Raw genomic sequence first — 15630 nt, forward strand, 5'->3', positions numbered from 1 at the left:
CGCCGGCCTCTCGCTGCCTGGTTCTGGCAAGCTATTGCATGCGGGTGGCCCGGCAATGGCATTGCGTCCGGAAGGCTTGGCAATTCATCCAGACTCGGCGATCCACGGCCACGCTGCGGCTGGTGCCGATGCGATTGATGCCGCGCGCCATGTCGATCATCCTGACCGGCGTTTCGCTGGCGACCGTCTGTGCGGCGCCGGTCGGCGCCTATGTCGGTGACATCTGGGGCTGGCGCACGGCCTTCATGATTGCGACCGTGGTCGCCGCCCTGGCGCTGCTGGTGCAGCTGGCCACCATTTCGAAATTGCCCCCGTGGGTGTGGCAAGCTTCCGCACCTTGCTCGACGTGCTGAAGCGTCCGTCGATCCGGGTGGCGCTGCTGGTCGTGCTGCTGGTCGCTTCGTGACACTTTGCCGGCTTCACCTATGTCCGTCCCTTCCTCGAGAAGGTCCCCGTGCTCGACATCGAGACGATCTCGCTGGTGCTGCTGGCCTATGGCATTGGCGGCTTCTTCGGCAATGTCGCCGGCGGCATCCTGGCCGAGCGCAGCCTCAAGGCAGCCGTTGGGCTGGCGCCCTTGCTGATCGCACCGGCCGCCGCCTCGATGCTGGTTTTCGGAGCTTCGCCGACGATCGCCGCTGCCGCCGTTGCGGTCTGGGGCTTTGCTTTCGGCGCGGTTCCGGTCGGGCTGCAGAGCTGGCTGGTGCGGGCAGCACCCGACCAGGCAGAAAGCGCCGGCGGACTGATGGTGGCGACGTTCCAGGTGGCGATCGCGCTCGGCGCCGTCTTCGGCGGCCTGCTGGTCGACCACACCGGCGTCGCCAGTGCCTTCGCCTATTGCGGCGCGGCGACATTGCTGGCGGCCAGCGTGGTGTTCCTGCGCGGCCCGAAGCAGGCCGAGTAGCCTCGCCGCAATCAGGCTTCCCTGACACCTGCGCGTCGGCCCGAGAACCATCACGGTTTTCGGGTCGACGCCGTTGTGACGGCAGCTACGAACGAACTCAGGCCGACCGCCCGTCGAAATCGAAGACCGACAGGGTCGAGGGGTCGAGATCGGCCACGCAGTTGATGTTGATGTAGGCGCTGCGTTCACGGCCCTCGCGGACATCCTCCGCAAAGGGATGGATGCCGCAGGCCCGGCAGAACCGGTGCGCGATGGCATGATTGCCGAATGTGTAGGTGCCCAAATCGTCGCCCCAGGCCAGGACCCGCAAGGTCCCGTGCGGGATGGCACACAACAGGGCGCCCTTGCGCGAGCAGATCGAGCAATTGCACCTGATGGCGCTGGTCAGTTCGGCCTTGAATTCGAAGGCGACCTTGCCGCAGTGGCAACTGCCTTTGTAGAGCATCGGATTTTCCTCGCATTCGACAGGGTGCAAAACCGTCTGCGCCGGGTTAAGTCTCGGCAAGCCAGGCACTGGCCGCTATCCCTTAAGACGTTCAGGGCGTCCGGAGTCCGACACCGAAAATGCAATCCGTCCGTGATCATCTGGAAATCATCCTTGCGCGCCTCGCCGCCCGTGCCGGCGAAGAGCGTGTGTTCACGAAGCTCTATGCCGAAGCCGCGAGGGCCGCGGCCGATGCCAGCGATGCGCGCAGCCAAGCCGGCGTGACGCTCGGGCCGCTCGACGGCACCATCGTCTCGATCAAGGATTTGTTCGATGTCGCCGGCGAGCCAACCACGGCCGGCTCGCTGATGCTCAAGACCGCAGCACCTCCGCTGCGCGATGCCGCGATCGTCAGCCGGCTGCGGCAGGCCGGCGCGGTTATCACCGGCAAGACCAACATGACCGAATTCGCCTTCACCGCGATCGGCGACAACCAGCATTTCGGCACGCCTGGCAATGCTGTGGACACCAATCGCATTCCGGGTGGTTCTTCCTCAGGCGCCGGCGTTTCCGTCGGCGAGCGCACGAGCGAAATATCGATCGGTTCCGACACCGGCGGTTCGATACGCATTCCGGCTTCACTCAACGGTGTCGTCGGCTTCAAGCCGACGGCGCGACGTGTGCCGCTCGCCGGCGCGTTCCCACTGTCGGCCACGCTGGACTCGATCGGTCCGCTTGCCCGAACCGTCGCCCAGTGTGCCGCCGCCGACGCCGTGATGGCCGGTGAGGTGCCGACCGCGCTGACGCCGATTGCCCTGGCAGGGCTTCGCATAGGCATTCCGCGCGGCGTCCTTTTCGAAGAGACGGAAGACGAGGTGGCGACCGCGTTCGACCGCTGCCTTGGCAAGATCGAGCAGACGGGCGCGCGGATCGCGGAACTGTCGATCGACGATCTGCTTGCCGATTTGCGCGCGGCCACCAAGCGTGGTTCGATCGCCGCGATGGAGGGGGCCGAAGTGCATGCCGACTGGCTGGCGACAGGGGCATCGGTGCCGGTCGACCCGCATGTCAGCGGACCTTTGTCGCGGGCAGCCATGCTGCCGACGCCTGTCTACATCAGGGCAATGCGCCGTCGTACAGCGCTCGGCGCCGCCATGGACGAGCGGCTGTCCTCGGTCGATGTGCTGGCCTTGCCGACCACACCGGTGACGGCGCCGACCATCGTCTCGATGGCTGACCACCCTGAGTTGCGTGACCGCACCGAAGGCCTGCTGCTGCGCAACACGCAGGTTGCCAACCAGTTCGATCTCTGCGCGATCTCGCTGCCGATGCCGGGCACTCAGCTGCCCGCCGGCTTGATGCTGGTGGCGCGCAACGGCCATGACCAACGCCTGCTGCGCATAGCAGCAGAGGTGGAGCAGCTGCTTGGCGCGTGAGCAGGGCTGAACCGCCCATCAGCGCGACGAACAGTGCTTGCGTTCGCTGTCCTTGGCGGTCCGTACGATCCGGGTCGCGACCAGCCAGGGCAGATTGTACTCCTTGCCGGTGATCGTCTGGGTGCGGTGCTCGATCGAGCCCCTGACGACGATCTTGCCTGCATAAAGCGCGTCGGAAAGATCGGTTATGGCCTTGTCGGCCCGCGGCAATCCGCTGGGGTCGATCGACACGCCCTTGATGATCGCCCCGGTGGCAAGGTCGAGTGCGCTGTTGGACGGGCAGGGCGCCTTGAAGCAGCGCAGCCCGTTGTCGCAATAGACATAACTTCTCTCGGCCGCGAATGCCGGCATGGCACAGAGCGAACAGGCAGCGACAAAGAGGAAGGCGAGGCGAGGACCGGACATGGCTCTCAACGTCGCGGAGAATTGGGGCGAAACCGCGATGTGTTACAGGCGCGCCGGAAACCGCCGCCGATAGTGATCGACCACTTCTGGATTGCGCAGATTGACCGGCAGCTTGCCCGCCAGAACCAGCAGGGCTTCGCCCACCGCGCCGACGCCCATGCGCATCATCGATTCCTCGGTGATCCCCGCCATGTGCGGCGTGACGATAACATTGTCGAAGCCGAAATAGGGATGGTTCGACGGCAGCGGCTGCGTCGCAAACACGTCGAGCGCGGCGCCGCCGATGCGCCGTTTCTGCAAGGCCTCGATCAGCGCGTCGTCGTCGACGACCGGTCCGCGCGACACGTTGATCAGCAGCGCCTGCGGCTTCATGCGGGCGATCCGCTCACGGTTGATCAGGCCGCGCGTTTCCGGCGTCAGCGGGCAGCACAGAACGATGATGTCGCTCTGCTCGACGAGAGCGTCGATCGACAGGAAGCCGACCTTGTCCGGCGCTGGCTGCATGCTGCGCGTCGTTGCCACCACCTTCAGGTCGAAGCCGTGCGCGGCGATATGGCCGACCGCCTGGCCGACGGCGCCGAGGCCGACAATGCCGATCGTCTTGCCGGCAAGCTCGCTGTTGGCGTTGGCGTGCTCGCGGCCGGCAAGCCAGCCTTTGGCGCGCAGGTCGCGGTCGACGACGCGGAAGTTGCGCAGCAAGGCGAGGGCCACGAACATGACGTGTTCGGCCACCGATCGGGCATTGACCGCCGGCACATTCGCCACCAGCACGCCGGCGGCCGTCGCTGCTTCCATCGGGATCATGTCGAGCCCGGCGCCATGACGGATTGCCGCCCGCAGCAGCTTTGCGCCGTCGAAAAGCTGTGGGGGCAGCGGCGCGCGCACGATGACGATGTCGGCATTCCTGGCTTCGGCGGCCAGCGTGGCCGGATCGATGGCGGAGGCGACGACGAGCTCTCCGGCGCCGGAGAGCACAGCCGAGGCGCGCGGGTGCAGGGCGTGGGTCGTGAGGATACGGGCCATGTCGGTCAAGCTTTTTCGAGCGCCGGGCTTTGCGGCTCCTCGCCATGGCCCTCGATCAGGCCCTTCCAGTAGCTCTCAGCGCCCTGCAGATGGGCGCTCATCAGCGCCTGTGCGAGATTGCCGTCGCGGCGCAGCAGCGCCTCATAGATCTGGATGTGCTCGGCATGCGAGCGCACGTTGCGCTCGGGGTCGTTGAAATAGATCGGCAGGCGCTGCTCGCCCATCATGTAGTAGACGCTGCAGACATTGTGGAAGACGCTGTTCTTGGTGGCGCGCACGATTTCGAGGTGAAATTCGCGGTCTTCCCTGGCAAGCCCTTCGCCGGCGGCGATGCGCTCTTCCGAAGCCTTCAGGATTTCGCGCAGCCGCTCGAAATTTTCCTCTGTGGCACGCGAACAGGCAAGTTCGGCCGCCTTGATCTCGTGGATCTTGCGCAGTTCGACCGTCTCGTAGATCTGGATCGGGTCGAGCGGCAGGCCCGCGCGGGCAAAGAGCGCCATGGCCTCCACACTGGCCTGCTTGGTGTCGATGTAGATGCCGGACTTGGCCCGGCGCTCAACGATGCGCATGGCCTCCAGGATGGCCAGCGCCTCGCGGATCTGACCGCGGCTGACGGCGAAATGCTCCGCCAGTTCGCGCTCCGATGGCGTTCGGCCGCTCTCCTTGTCCGAATGGGAGAACAGGTAGGCAGCGAGTTCCGCGAGAAGGTTCTTTTCTTTCATCGTCAACCGCGTTGCGCGTGCGCCTCCAGGAACCGCTCCGAAATGGTGAATCCCAGACCCGATTTTTCCGGGATCGCTATCATACCGTCCCTGGCTTCGACAGTCTCTTCGACCAGATCATGGATCATCGGGTTGGCGCCGAGCGAATATTCGACGGTGAAACTCGACGGCGAGGCGGCGCAGACATGCAAGCCTGCGAAAAAACAGGGCGCGCCGGCCCACAAATGCGGTGCAAAGCGCAGATTGAAGGCGCTGGCGATGGTGCCGATCTTCATCGCTTCGCTGATGCCGCCGCAGAAGGCGGGATCGGGCTGGAAGATGTCGGCGGCTTTGAGCACGGCGAGGTCGCGGAAGGCGTAGCGGGTCGCCTCGCTTTCGCCGGTGGCGATCGGAACGGCGCCACTTGCCCGCACTTCGGCCATGCCCGGCTTATCGTCGGCGATGATAGGTTCCTCGAACCAGGCGAGGTCCAAATCGTTGACAAGGTGGATGAAGCGCTTGGCTTCAGCCACCGTGTAGGTGCCGTGCGCGTCGACCATCAGTTCGACATCGGGGCCGAGCGCCTGCCGTGCGGCGCGCACGCGGGTGGCGGAAATGTGCGCCGCGCCGTCCATGGCGCCAACCCGCATCTTCAGTGCCTTGAAACCGCCCTTGGCGATATAGGATTTCAACTGCTCGCCGATGGCGTCGGCGGCCGCCCAGCCGCCGGACGCATAAGCCGGCATGCGATCGAGCTTGCGGCCGCCGAGCAGCCGCCAGACCGGAACGCCAAGCGATTTGCCAAGAATGTCCCACAGCGCGATGTCGACGGCGCTGATCGCGGCGATGCTCATGCCGCGCCGCGCCAGCTGCGGCATGGCGTGGCCGCCGCGTGCGGCGCTGTCGTGGCGCACGCCATTGTAGAGCATCTCCCAGATGACGCCGATGTCGGCCGGATCGCGGCCAACCAGCTGCGGCCCGACCTCATGGTTCAGCATATGGACGAGCGCGCCGTAACTGCCGGCGCTGCCGGCGGCGTTCTTGCCTTCGCCCCAGCCGACCAGACCGTCATCGGTCTCGATGCGCAGGATGGCGGCGTCGAAGGTCGTCACCTGACCGAAGTCGCTGCGGTGCTGCCGAGCGGCTTCGATCGGAACGCGGATCCACCAGGCTTGGACGGACTTGATACGCATATTCTTCCCCAGCCCTGCGCCGGTCAGGGCGGAAGGGCGAATTTCCCTGAGGCAGTCGACTACTTGATCAGCGGCAGCAACGTTTCGGCGTTGATGCGCATCTGGTCGGTGTAGAATTTCTCGGTGAGCACGCTGGAGCCGTGGTCCTGGATGAACTTCAGCTGTTCGGGCGAGATATCGACCGGATTGCGCTCGACCATGTCGGGATAGGGGGCCGCCGGCGTCCGGTCGACGGGCGCGACGAACTCGTTGGTCAGCGCGCCGTCGTAGCCGATCTCGCGCAAGGTGGCGACGATCTTCGGCCAGTCGATCTGGCCGAGACCGGCGGCGAAGCGGTTGTTGTCGGCGACATGGAAGTCGAACAGGCGCTTTCCGGCCTGCCGGATCGCGTCATAGACGTTAAATTCTTCCATATGGAGGTGATAGGCGTCGAGGCAGACACCGCATTCGGGGCTGACCGCGTCGGCCAAAGCCAGCGCCTGGGCGCCGCGATTGAACAGATAGGTCTCGAAGCGGTTGAGCGGTTCAACAGCGATCTTGACGCCGACCTTCTTGGCGTGGGTGAAGCATTCGCGGGTGGCGTCGACGACCCACTTCCATTCCTCTTCCTCGGTGCCGTCAGGCACGACCTTGCCGACGGTCGCCGGAACCAGCGTGATGATCTCGCCATCGAGTTCGCTGACCATGGTCAGCACGTCCTTGACATACTGAACGGAACGCTCGCGCTGGCCCTGGTTCCTGGCGGCAAGGTTGCGCTCGCCCAGCATCAGGGTCACCGCGCCCCAGCAACGAATGCCATGCTCCTTCAGCAGCGCCCGGGTCTCCCTGGTCTTGTACTGCTCGGGTTCGCCGGAAATCTCGATCGACTCATAGCCGAATTTCTTGATGCGCTTGAGCGTCGTTTCCAAAGGTTCCGCGCGCATCCAGTTGTGCGTCGAAAGATGCATGGTCTGTCCTTCCCAACTCGTCTCTATGGTTCGCCTGCGACATGCATCGCCAAAAGGCGACACAAAGGTTCCTCCCCAAGGCGTTCCCAGCCTTTTCTCGCAAACTGGTTCGACCAATTGGGCCTGAAGCGAGGTCTACAGCAAATTATCCGGATCGGCAAGAAGCGCCGGGATGCAACTTTCGCTGTGGAGTATTTCCTTGATTATATTGAGATATATATGCCTGCGCCGGGTGGTTTTGGGGTCATGATGGCGCATTGCAAGGCTTGACCAAAATTCCACATTTGGTAATACCAGAATGGTGGTGCGTGCAAGCGCCCGTTGAGAAAAGACCAAAGTGGCTGGCCCTGTTTCCAATCGGCGCTATGCTCGGTCGCGAGAGAAATGAGGGAGGATGCCGATGCCGACGACAATGAAGGGCCCGGGGCTGTTTCTGGCGCAGTTCGCGGGCGACGCCGCGCCGTTCAACTCACTGGCGTCGATCACCAAATGGGCGGCCGGTCTCGGCTACAAGGGCGTGCAGATCCCGACCTGGGACGCGCGGCTGTTCGATCTCAAGAAGGCGGCCTCTTCCAAGGCCTATTGCGACGAGGTGAAAGGCATTTGCGCCGACGCCGGCGTCGAGATCACGGAATTGTCGACGCATCTGCAGGGGCAATTGGTGGCGGTGCATCCTGCCTATGACGCGCAGATGGATGGCTTTGCGCCGCCATCGGTGCACAACAATCCCGCAGCCCGGCAGAAGTGGGCTGTCGAGCAGATGAAGTTCGGCGCCAAAGCATCGCGTAATCTAGGCCTGAATGCTTCAGTGTCGTTTACCGGCTCGCTGGCTTTCCCTTACCTCTATCCGTTCCCGCAGCGGCCGGCTGGACTCATTGAGGAAGCGTTTGGCGAGCTCGGCAAACGCTGGAAGCCGATTCTCGACGTGTACGAGGACAACGGCGTCGATGTCGGCTATGAAATTCACCCGTCTGAAGACGTTTTCGACGGCGCCACTTTCGAGATGTTCCTCGACGCGGTCGGCGGCCACAAGCGCTGCAACATCAATTACGATCCGTCGCATTTCCTGCTGCAGCAGCTCGACTATCTCGAATTCATCGACATCTATCACGAGCGCATCAAGGCGTTCCACGTCAAGGACGCCGAGTTCAACCCGACCGGCCGGCAAGGCGTCTATTCCGGCTATCAGAGCTGGACCAACCGCGCCGGGCGCTTCCGTTCGCTGGGCGATGGACAGGTGGATTTCGGCGGCATCTTCTCCAAGCTGACGCAGTACAATTATGATTCCTGGGCGGTGCTGGAGTGGGAGTGCTGCCTGAAGCATCCGGAGGATGGTGCGGCCGAAGGCGCGCCTTTCATCGAGCACCACATCATCCGGGTGACGGAAAAGGCATTCGACGACTTCGCCGCTGGCACCACCGACAAGAAGTTGCTGCGCGCCATGATGGGAATCTAGCCCGATTTTCCCTCCCCTTCGCGGGGAGGGTGGCCCAAGGCCGGGTGGGTCGGTTCACACCGCGCTCTGCCTCAACGACCCCACCCGATCCGCTGCGCGGATCGACCTCCCCTCAAGGGGGTAAGCAACAGCGAGGAGCAAGATATGGTCGGCGCATCGAAGTCGGAAACGGGAGGCGGCCCGATCCGCTACGGCATGGTCGGCGGCGGGCAAGGCGCCTTCATCGGCGCGGTGCATCGGATCGCGGCGCGGCTGGACAACGAGTTCGTGCTGGTTGCCGGCGCTTTGTCAGCCGACCCGGCCCGTGCCAAGGCCTCGGCCGCCGAACTGGGGCTCGACTCCGCACGCAGCTACGCATCCTATGCCGAGATGGCCAAGGCCGAGGCGAAGCACCCCGACGGCATTGAGGCGGTGGCCATCGTCACGCCCAACAATGTGCATGTGCCAGCGGCAAAAGCTTTCCTCGAGGCCGGCATCCACGTCATCTGCGACAAGCCGCTGGCGACGACGCTGGCCGAAGCGAAAAAGCTTGCGGCGATAGTCGAGAAGACCGGCAAGGTGTTCGTGCTGACGCACAACTACACCGCCTATCCGATGGTGCGGCAAGCACGCGAAATGGTCGCCAAGGGCGTGCTCGGCGACATCCGCATCGTGCAGTCCGAATATCCGCAGGACTGGCTGACCGAGGATTTGGCGGCGACAGGCCAGAAGCAGGCGGCGTGGCGCTCCGACCCCAAGCAGGCAGGTGCCGGCGGTGCGCTGGGCGATATCGGCACGCATGCCTACAACCTCGCCCGCTTCGTCTCGGGGCTGGAACTGGACTCCCTGTCGGCCGATCTCGACGCCTTCGTGCCGGGACGGCTACTGGATGACAACGTCAACGTCATGCTGCGCTTCAAGCCTACCGGCAAGACGCACCCGGCCAAGGGCATGATCTGGGCAAGCCAGGTGGCGCCCGGCCATGAGAACGGGCTGAAGCTGCGCATCTATGGCTCGAAGGGTGGGCTGGAATGGGTGCAGGCCGACCCGAACTATCTCTGGTACACGCCGTTCGGCCAGCCAAAGCAACTGATCACCCGCAATGGCGCCGGCGCGCTGCCGGTGGCGGGCCGTGTCAGCCGCGTCCCGTCGGGCCATCCGGAAGGCTACCTCGAAGGTTTCGCCAACATCTACCAGGAGGCCGCGCGCGCCATCCGGGCAGCGCGCCGCAAGGGTGGCAAGCCGCCCAAGGACGTCGTCTTCCCGACCATCCAGGACGGCGTAGAAGGCATGGCCTTCATCGAGGCCTGCGTGAAATCGTCGAAGAAAAATGGGGCGTGGACGAAGCTGTAGTCGCACGGCGGGTAACGAAGGCCCCCTCACCCGGATTGCCAGCCGAATTGCGAAGGGCAATTCGGGGCAATCCGACCTCTCCCCGAGGGAGAGGAGGAGGAGGAGATGGCGCGACGCCAAGTCTCTTCTCCCCAGCGGGGAGAAGGTGGCCGCGAAGCGGCCGGATGAGGGGGCATGGCGCGAAGCTGGCGGAACAGCCAGTGCGCCGTCAAAGGGAGGGGGCGTCGATGAAAATCGGCATGTGCATGTTCTTGTGGACGACGGCGGTGTCGAAGAAACACGAGCCGTTGCTGCGCGACATCAAGGCGACCGGTTTCGATGGCGTCGAGATACCGATCTTCGCCGGCACGCCGGACGATTATAAAAAGCTCGGCGATCTGCTCGACCGCATCGGGCTGGAGCGGACTGCGGTTTCGGCCATGGGCGATCCGGCGATGAATTTGATCTCGGCCGACGCGGCAACGCGCAAGGCCGGTGTCGACTACATGAAATGGGCGATCGACTGCGCGCAGGCGCTTGGGGCCAACACGCTGAGCGGCCCTCTGCATTCGACGCTCGGGTCCTTTTCCGGCTCTGGGCCGACGGCCGCGGAGAAGAAGCGCTCCGTCGGCTCGCAGCGCGCCATCGGCGACCATGCCGGCAAGAGGAATGTCACCATCGGGCTCGAGGCGCTGAACCGCTTCGAATGCTATCTCGTCAACACGATGGCGGACCTGTCGGAGCATATCGACGCCATCGACCGGCCGCACATCAAGGCGATGTACGACACCTTCCACGCCAATATCGAGGAGGCCGACCCGATCGGCGCCTACACGAAACACCGCAGGAATGTCGTGCATATCCATATTTCGGAGAATGATCGCGGCGTGCCGGGGCGCGGCAACATCCCCTGGGCCGAAACGTTTTCCGCCATCCGCAAGAGCGGCTATGACGACTGGCTGACGATCGAGGCGTTCGGCCGCTCACTCAAGGATTTGGCGGCGGCGACCAAGGTGTGGCGGGATTTTTCAGAGACCCCGGAAGCGGTCTATCGGGAGGGGTATAGGCAGATCAAGAGCGGGTGGAAGAAGGCGGCTTAGGCGCCCTGGCCCATTTTCTATTTGCGTTCGCGGCGGTTGCCAGGTGGTTCCCCCACTCCGTCTCGGCTTCGCCGAGCCACCAGCGAAGCTCGACGGAGTGGGGGTCGATCCTTTGGCGCCGGTCGAGACGACTTGCGCGTCTGCATCACAAGCCTACCCCTGCTCAGCCTGGATCCTGTTGTAGTCGTGGATGGTCCGGCTCAGCCGGCGGCGCAGGAAGTTGGAGATGTTGTCGAAGATGAAGACGACGGCCAGGATCAGCAGCACCATGTAGAAGACGTTGGCCCAGTTTGAGTTGGTGCGCATCGCTTCCCACAGTTTCAGGCCGATGCCGCCGGCGCCGACAGCGCCGATGATGGTGGCGCCGCGGGTGTTGGATTCCCACTGATAGAGCGTCTGGCTGATGAACACCGGCACCACTTCCGGCAGCACGCCGTAGCGCTGCACCAGGAGGCCGTTGGCTCCGGTCGAGGTAATCCCCTCGCGCGGCCTGTCGTCGATGTTCTCCAGCGCCTCGGAATAGGTTTTGCCGAGCGTGCCGACCTCTGTGAAGAAGATCGCCGCACTGCCAGCCAGCGGTCCCGGCCCGAAGGCGCGGGTGAAGAACAGCGCCCAGATCAGCATGTCGATGGAGCGCATGAAATCGAAGAAGCGCTTGAGCACCTGGTTGACCAGCCGGCTGGGCGTGATGTTGCGGGCGGCGAAGAAGGCCAGCGGGAAGGCGACGATGCCGCCCAGCATGGTGCCGAGAAAGGCCATGACGATGGTCTGCAGGAGCTTCGTCCAGACATCGCCATGCTGCCACTGGGCGTTGTTCCAGATGTTGTCGCCGGCCAGCGCCAGATTTGACGTGCCCGGTTTCAGTTCCGGTCCGGAGACGATCAGCGAGGCGACTTCGCTCGCCGACTTGCCGAAGAAAGGCGAGCGCGTGTCGAAGACGAAGTTTGCCCAGCCTAGAAACCGCTTGCGTATCCTGACGCGGTCAACGGCGACGCGGGCCTCGCCGGCAAAGCCCATGTCGGCGACCACCTCATCCTCATGCGCGGTGATCCAGCCGGGAGCCGGTCCCGAAATCAGCGGCTTGCCGGTGCCGAGCGCGACCGCGACAGTCTCACCGTTGGCAATTATCGTCGCTTGCGTCTTGGTGAAGGTGATCGACTTGGCGGTGCCGTCGATCAGGATCGTCACCGAACCATCGGCATTGGTCTTGACCCAGTCCGGATCCGGGTTCGGGCCGAGCACCGAGAAGCGTGGATATTTGGCAGTGATCTGCGGCTCATCGAGGCGGAAGATCGGCTGCACGTCGTAGCTGATCCACTGGGTCAGGAACAGCGGCAGGCGCTCCCAGTGCGATTCTCGCATGACCTGCGGCAGGTTGAAGAACCACAAGGCGTACAGCAGGTAGAGAAAGATGCCGCCAAGCAGCATCAGCGGCCCGAAGCGCTTGTGGAACGGCCGCTGGAACACCTGCGGGAAGCGCTCTTCGATCGACTGGATCTGATCGGCGGTCATGGTGGCCATGGTCAAGCGCTCATCACGAAAGCCTGCTCGCCGACCAGCTTGCGGCGCAGCCAGGCGGAGAACTGGTCGACGATGAAGATCGTCGTGAACAGGAGCAGCACGAGGGCTATCGTCTTGGCGCCGAAGCCGCGCGAGATCGACAGCTTCAACTCCTCGCCGATACCGCCGCCGCCGACCGCGCCCATGATGGTGGAAATGCGGACATTTATCTCAACACGCAGCAGCGTGTAGGACATGAAGTTGGGCAGCACCTGCGGCAGGCCGGCGAAGCGAACCCGCTCGAACCAGTTGGCGCCGACGGCCCTCAGGCCTTCCTCGGCGCGCATGTCGATGTTCTCGTTGATCTCGTAGAACAGCTTGCCCAGCGCGCCGATCGAATGCAGGCCGATGGCGATGATGGCAGCGATCGGGCCGATCGAGACGATGGCGGCGAACAGGCCGGCGATGACGATCTCGGGAAAGGCGCGCAGCAGTTCCATGAGGCGCTTGACGATCAGCCGCAGCACCGGATGCGGCGTCAAATTGCGCGCCGCGATGAAGGAGAACGGCACGGCGAAGACGAAGCCGATGAAGGTCGAGACCAGCGCCACGTTGAGCGTTGTCAGCATCAGCTCGAAATATTCGGGGATGTAGAAGCTGCCCCAGACATAGGAGCGGCCAAGCGGAAAATTGAATTCCTGGGTGCCGGTGTCATGCGGAGAAGCGATGTCGAACATCGCCCGCCAGACATCGTTCCAATCCTTGGGGACGAGCCAGCTCAGGAAATCCAGCAAATGCGGCAACCGGTCGAAGAAATGCCCGGCATTGGCCTCGTCGGCGAACCACATGGTGCTGCCGAGCGCGGTGATGAGCAGGCCGACACCGATGGCGGTGTAGAGCCGGCGCAAGGACGTCTGGCGACGCCAGGCGTCGGCCATCTGATGAGTGGCGCCGGAAGGGGCTGTCACGGAAAGGGTCATGATCGGACATGCAAGAAGGGCGGCGTTTTCTCGACGCCGCCCTTCCTGATTTCGCCGTTAGCCGCCGATGGCTGCCTTACGGGCTTCGACGATGACGTTGTAGAAGTCCGCCTTAACCGGGACGTAGCCGGTAAAGTCGCCGCCCTCGACGCCTTCGAAGCAAGCCTTGTCCTTCTTCGGCAACTGCGTGAAGAAGTCGGCGAGCTTGGCGGTCATTTCGTCGCCGAGCGCGGTGCGCACGACCAGCGGGCCGTTCGGGATCAGACCCGAGCGCCAGACTTCGACGAAGTCGTTGGGGTCGACGGCGCCCTTGGCGACTTCCTTGTGGAAGGTGCCGGAGGTGTAGCCGTCCTTGAAGTCGCCGATGCCGGAAGAATCGTCCACCGCCACGTCGACCTTGCCGTCACGCACGGCCAGGACGTTGTTCTCGTGACCGCCGTTGAACTGGGTCGAGGCGAAGAAGGTTTCGTTCGAAGCACCGGTATCCTTCGGGATCTGGGTCAGCGGGATCAGGTAGCCGGAGGTAGAATCCGGATCGGCGTAGCCGAGCTTCTTGCCCTTGGCCGACTTGATGTCGGTGATGCCGGAGGATTTCAGCGCCAGGCCGATCGAATAATAGCCTGTGGCGCCGTCGGTCTGCTGGGTGGTGAGGATCGGGGTGACCGCCTTCGGGTCCTTGAGAGCGACGCTGGCGTAGCCGGAAGCGCCGAGTTCGGCGAAGTCGAGCGTGCCGCCGAGCAGGCCCTGGATGACGCCGTCATAGTCGGCGGCGGGGAACAGCGAGACCTTTTCGAAGCCGAATTCGGCCTTCAGATGGTCGGCGAGGCACTGGTAGTTGCGCAGCCGGTCGGTTTCGTTTTCGCCGCCGAGAATGCCGACGCGAAATTCCTTCATGTCGGCGGCATGGGCCATGCTGGTCGCCATGGCGAGCACCGAAACGGCGCCAAAGACCATCTTCCTGAACATTGGATATTTCTCCTGTAGGTTCCGGCCCCGCGCCGGCAGCGTTATCGATTTTGACAGGTGCCCTTGACGTGGGCTGGCGATCCCAACCGCTCTCAATATCCCGGGAATGCGGGCTCGAGCGGTCCGGCGGATGCGGCGATCTTTCGGCTGAAGGCAACGCTGGTCGAGGTGATGGCCTCGGAGATTTCCTGGCCATTGCTGTCGGCGCCGTAGACGAGGCGCACCGCCTCGCGGTTGAGCTCTTCCGGCGGGCCGTCGAAGACGACCTTGCCGGCAGCCATGCCGATGATGCGGTTGCAGTAGGTGCGGGCGGTGTCCAGCGTGTGCAGATTGGTGACGACGGTGATGCCTTCGCGCAAATTGATGTCCTGCAGCGAATCCATCACCACCTTGGCGTTGAGCGGGTCGAGCGAGGCGATCGGCTCGTCGGCGAGGATCACTCTGGGCTGCTGCATCATGGCACGAGCGATGGCGACGCGCTGCTGCTGGCCGCCCGACAAGGTGCCGGCGGGTTGCAGGGCGGTGCGGGCGATGTCGAGCCGCTCGAGTGCCGCGACCGCCTCGGCGCATTCGGCGCGGGAGAACATGCCGAACAGGTTGGTGATGGTCGAGCGGTGGTTCAGCTTGCCGAGCAGCACATTGGTCAGCACGTCGAGGCGCGGCACCAGGTTGAACTGCTGGAAGATCATGGCGCAGTCGCGCTGCCAGCGCCGCATCGGCGAGCCGCTCAGCTTCGAGACCTCGGCGCCGTCAAAAAAAATCGACCCCTGGCTGGGATCGATGAGACGGTTGATCATGCGAAGGAGGGTCGATTTGCCGGCGCCCGAACGGCCGATGACGCCAACCATCTGACCCTGCGGGATCGCGATGTTGATGTCGCTGACGGCAGTGTTCTTGCCAAATCGTCGGGTGACACCGCGGATTTCGAGCGTGGCAGAATTTGCTGGCATGGGGGCAGGTTCCAGTCCGGGACCATTGATCGTCAGGCATTCGCCTAGCGCAGCCACATGAACCTGCCGTGTCGCGTTGATGTCAGTTTTGTTACGCTCCACAGGCCGGAGTCTGCGGCCGGCCCAGGATCAGCAGTCGAAGGTGATGTGGAATGCAGGCCTGGCGAGCTGGCGCCGGTGGCCAGACGGCACCACTTGATGCGCATATACTCGCCCGTCGCGCGCCGGCGATGGCGAGGCCGTCCTTCAGGCGTTCCAGACAAGGGCCGTCATGGCGTCGATGCCGGTGTCGAGAGGCACGTCATGCGGATAGCAGGGGCGGGGGCGGTTTGCC

At 63.9% G+C, this 15630-nt stretch carries 14 protein-coding genes and 1 pseudogene; 5 read left to right on the forward strand and 10 right to left on the reverse strand.

Annotated elements, in window-relative coordinates:
- Window positions 1-113: 113 nt before the first annotated feature.
- A pseudogene (locus RPF88_RS28520) lies at window positions 114-904 on the forward strand (MFS transporter); the annotation flags it as partial.
- A 97-nt stretch (window positions 905-1001) separates the two neighbouring features.
- On the opposite strand, the gene RPF88_RS28525 reads toward RPF88_RS28520, so the two are convergent.
- A complete protein-coding gene (locus RPF88_RS28525) occupies window positions 1002-1349 on the reverse strand; it encodes a GFA family protein (RefSeq protein WP_063169049.1) in 348 nt (115 codons plus the stop codon).
- A 119-nt stretch (window positions 1350-1468) separates the two neighbouring features.
- Between RPF88_RS28525 and RPF88_RS28530 the strand changes: the two genes are divergently transcribed.
- Window positions 1469-2764, forward strand: coding sequence for an amidase (locus RPF88_RS28530; RefSeq protein WP_224620201.1), 1296 nt, complete (start codon window positions 1469-1471; stop codon window positions 2762-2764).
- A gap of 18 nt (window positions 2765-2782) precedes the next feature.
- On the opposite strand, the gene RPF88_RS28535 is transcribed toward RPF88_RS28530, so the two are convergent.
- The 5 genes from RPF88_RS28535 to RPF88_RS28555 are packed head-to-tail and all read right to left on the reverse strand — an operon-like array spanning window position 2783 to window position 7033.
- A complete protein-coding gene (locus RPF88_RS28535; protein WP_337123595.1) occupies window positions 2783-3169 on the reverse strand; it encodes a hypothetical protein in 387 nt (128 codons plus the stop codon).
- Window positions 3170-3211: 42 nt separating this feature from the next.
- On the reverse strand, window positions 3212-4192 hold the full coding sequence (locus RPF88_RS28540; RefSeq protein ID WP_337123921.1) for a hydroxyacid dehydrogenase: 981 nt from the start codon (window positions 4190-4192) through the stop codon (window positions 3212-3214).
- 5 nt (window positions 4193-4197) lie between these two features.
- The gene (locus tag RPF88_RS28545) at window positions 4198-4914 is read right to left on the reverse strand and encodes a FadR/GntR family transcriptional regulator (protein ID WP_013529506.1); all 717 of its coding nucleotides are present in this window, start codon (window positions 4912-4914) and stop codon (window positions 4198-4200) included.
- 2 nt (window positions 4915-4916) lie between these two features.
- On the reverse strand, window positions 4917-6086 hold the full coding sequence (locus RPF88_RS28550) for a mandelate racemase/muconate lactonizing enzyme family protein (RefSeq protein ID WP_337123596.1): 1170 nt from the start codon (window positions 6084-6086) through the stop codon (window positions 4917-4919).
- Between the two features lie 59 nt (window positions 6087-6145).
- Window positions 6146-7033 (reverse strand): sugar phosphate isomerase/epimerase family protein, encoded by an 888-nt coding sequence (locus tag RPF88_RS28555; RefSeq protein WP_013529508.1) that lies wholly within the window; start codon window positions 7031-7033, stop codon window positions 6146-6148.
- A gap of 400 nt (window positions 7034-7433) precedes the next feature.
- On the opposite strand from RPF88_RS28555, the gene RPF88_RS28560 reads away from it, so the two are divergent.
- The 3 genes from RPF88_RS28560 (at window position 7434) to RPF88_RS28570 (ending at window position 10900) form a co-directional block, all read left to right on the forward strand.
- On the forward strand, window positions 7434-8489 hold the full coding sequence (locus RPF88_RS28560) for a sugar phosphate isomerase/epimerase family protein (RefSeq protein ID WP_013529509.1): 1056 nt from the start codon (window positions 7434-7436) through the stop codon (window positions 8487-8489).
- A 144-nt stretch (window positions 8490-8633) separates the two neighbouring features.
- Window positions 8634-9821: a Gfo/Idh/MocA family protein gene (locus tag RPF88_RS28565; RefSeq protein WP_337123597.1), complete on the forward strand. Its 1188-nt coding sequence runs from the start codon at window positions 8634-8636 to the stop codon at window positions 9819-9821.
- A 227-nt stretch (window positions 9822-10048) separates the two neighbouring features.
- Window positions 10049-10900, forward strand: a complete 852-nt coding sequence (locus RPF88_RS28570) for a sugar phosphate isomerase/epimerase family protein (RefSeq protein WP_337123598.1) — start codon at window positions 10049-10051, stop codon at window positions 10898-10900.
- A gap of 153 nt (window positions 10901-11053) precedes the next feature.
- Here RPF88_RS28570 and phnE (RPF88_RS28575) read toward each other — a convergent pair whose 3' ends face one another.
- From phnE (RPF88_RS28575) to phnC, 4 genes are all read right to left on the reverse strand, one after another.
- Window positions 11054-12421, reverse strand: coding sequence for a phosphonate ABC transporter, permease protein PhnE (gene phnE / locus RPF88_RS28575; RefSeq protein ID WP_337123599.1), 1368 nt, complete (start codon window positions 12419-12421; stop codon window positions 11054-11056).
- Between the two features lie 2 nt (window positions 12422-12423).
- Window positions 12424-13380 (reverse strand): phosphonate ABC transporter, permease protein PhnE, encoded by a 957-nt coding sequence (phnE, locus tag RPF88_RS28580; protein ID WP_024504428.1) that lies wholly within the window; start codon window positions 13378-13380, stop codon window positions 12424-12426.
- Window positions 13381-13437: 57 nt separating this feature from the next.
- Window positions 13438-14346 (reverse strand): phosphonate ABC transporter substrate-binding protein, encoded by a 909-nt coding sequence (gene phnD, locus RPF88_RS28585; RefSeq protein ID WP_063169040.1) that lies wholly within the window; start codon window positions 14344-14346, stop codon window positions 13438-13440.
- A 92-nt stretch (window positions 14347-14438) separates the two neighbouring features.
- On the reverse strand, window positions 14439-15296 hold the full coding sequence (phnC, locus tag RPF88_RS28590) for a phosphonate ABC transporter ATP-binding protein (RefSeq protein ID WP_337123600.1): 858 nt from the start codon (window positions 15294-15296) through the stop codon (window positions 14439-14441).
- Between the last annotated feature and the right edge of the window lie 334 nt (window positions 15297-15630).

The sequence above is a fragment of the Mesorhizobium sp. ISC11 genome (genome assembly GCF_037162595.1).
Lineage (GTDB): Bacteria > Pseudomonadota > Alphaproteobacteria > Rhizobiales > Rhizobiaceae > Mesorhizobium > Mesorhizobium ciceri.

Bases quoted from the DNA above. Each gene is read 5' to 3' on its own strand.
- RPF88_RS28525 (WP_063169049.1), bottom strand. From the start codon at position 1,349: ATGCTCTACAAAGGCAGTTGCCACTGCGGCAAGGTCGCCTTCGAATTC.
- RPF88_RS28530 (WP_224620201.1), top strand. From the start codon at position 1,469: ATGCAATCCGTCCGTGATCATCTGGAAATCATCCTTGCGCGCCTCGCC.
- RPF88_RS28535 (WP_337123595.1), bottom strand. From the start codon at position 3,169: ATGTCCGGTCCTCGCCTCGCCTTCCTCTTTGTCGCTGCCTGTTCGCTC.
- RPF88_RS28540 (WP_337123921.1), bottom strand. From the start codon at position 4,192: ATGGCCCGTATCCTCACGACCCACGCCCTGCACCCGCGCGCCTCGGCT.
- RPF88_RS28545 (WP_013529506.1), bottom strand. From the start codon at position 4,914: ATGAAAGAAAAGAACCTTCTCGCGGAACTCGCTGCCTACCTGTTCTCC.
- RPF88_RS28550 (WP_337123596.1), bottom strand. From the start codon at position 6,086: ATGCGTATCAAGTCCGTCCAAGCCTGGTGGATCCGCGTTCCGATCGAA.
- RPF88_RS28555 (WP_013529508.1), bottom strand. From the start codon at position 7,033: ATGCATCTTTCGACGCACAACTGGATGCGCGCGGAACCTTTGGAAACG.
- RPF88_RS28560 (WP_013529509.1), top strand. From the start codon at position 7,434: ATGCCGACGACAATGAAGGGCCCGGGGCTGTTTCTGGCGCAGTTCGCG.
- RPF88_RS28565 (WP_337123597.1), top strand. From the start codon at position 8,634: ATGGTCGGCGCATCGAAGTCGGAAACGGGAGGCGGCCCGATCCGCTAC.
- RPF88_RS28570 (WP_337123598.1), top strand. From the start codon at position 10,049: ATGAAAATCGGCATGTGCATGTTCTTGTGGACGACGGCGGTGTCGAAG.
- phnE (WP_337123599.1), bottom strand. From the start codon at position 12,421: ATGGCCACCATGACCGCCGATCAGATCCAGTCGATCGAAGAGCGCTTC.
- phnE (WP_024504428.1), bottom strand. From the start codon at position 13,380: ATGACCCTTTCCGTGACAGCCCCTTCCGGCGCCACTCATCAGATGGCC.
- phnD (WP_063169040.1), bottom strand. From the start codon at position 14,346: ATGTTCAGGAAGATGGTCTTTGGCGCCGTTTCGGTGCTCGCCATGGCG.
- phnC (WP_337123600.1), bottom strand. From the start codon at position 15,296: ATGCCAGCAAATTCTGCCACGCTCGAAATCCGCGGTGTCACCCGACGA.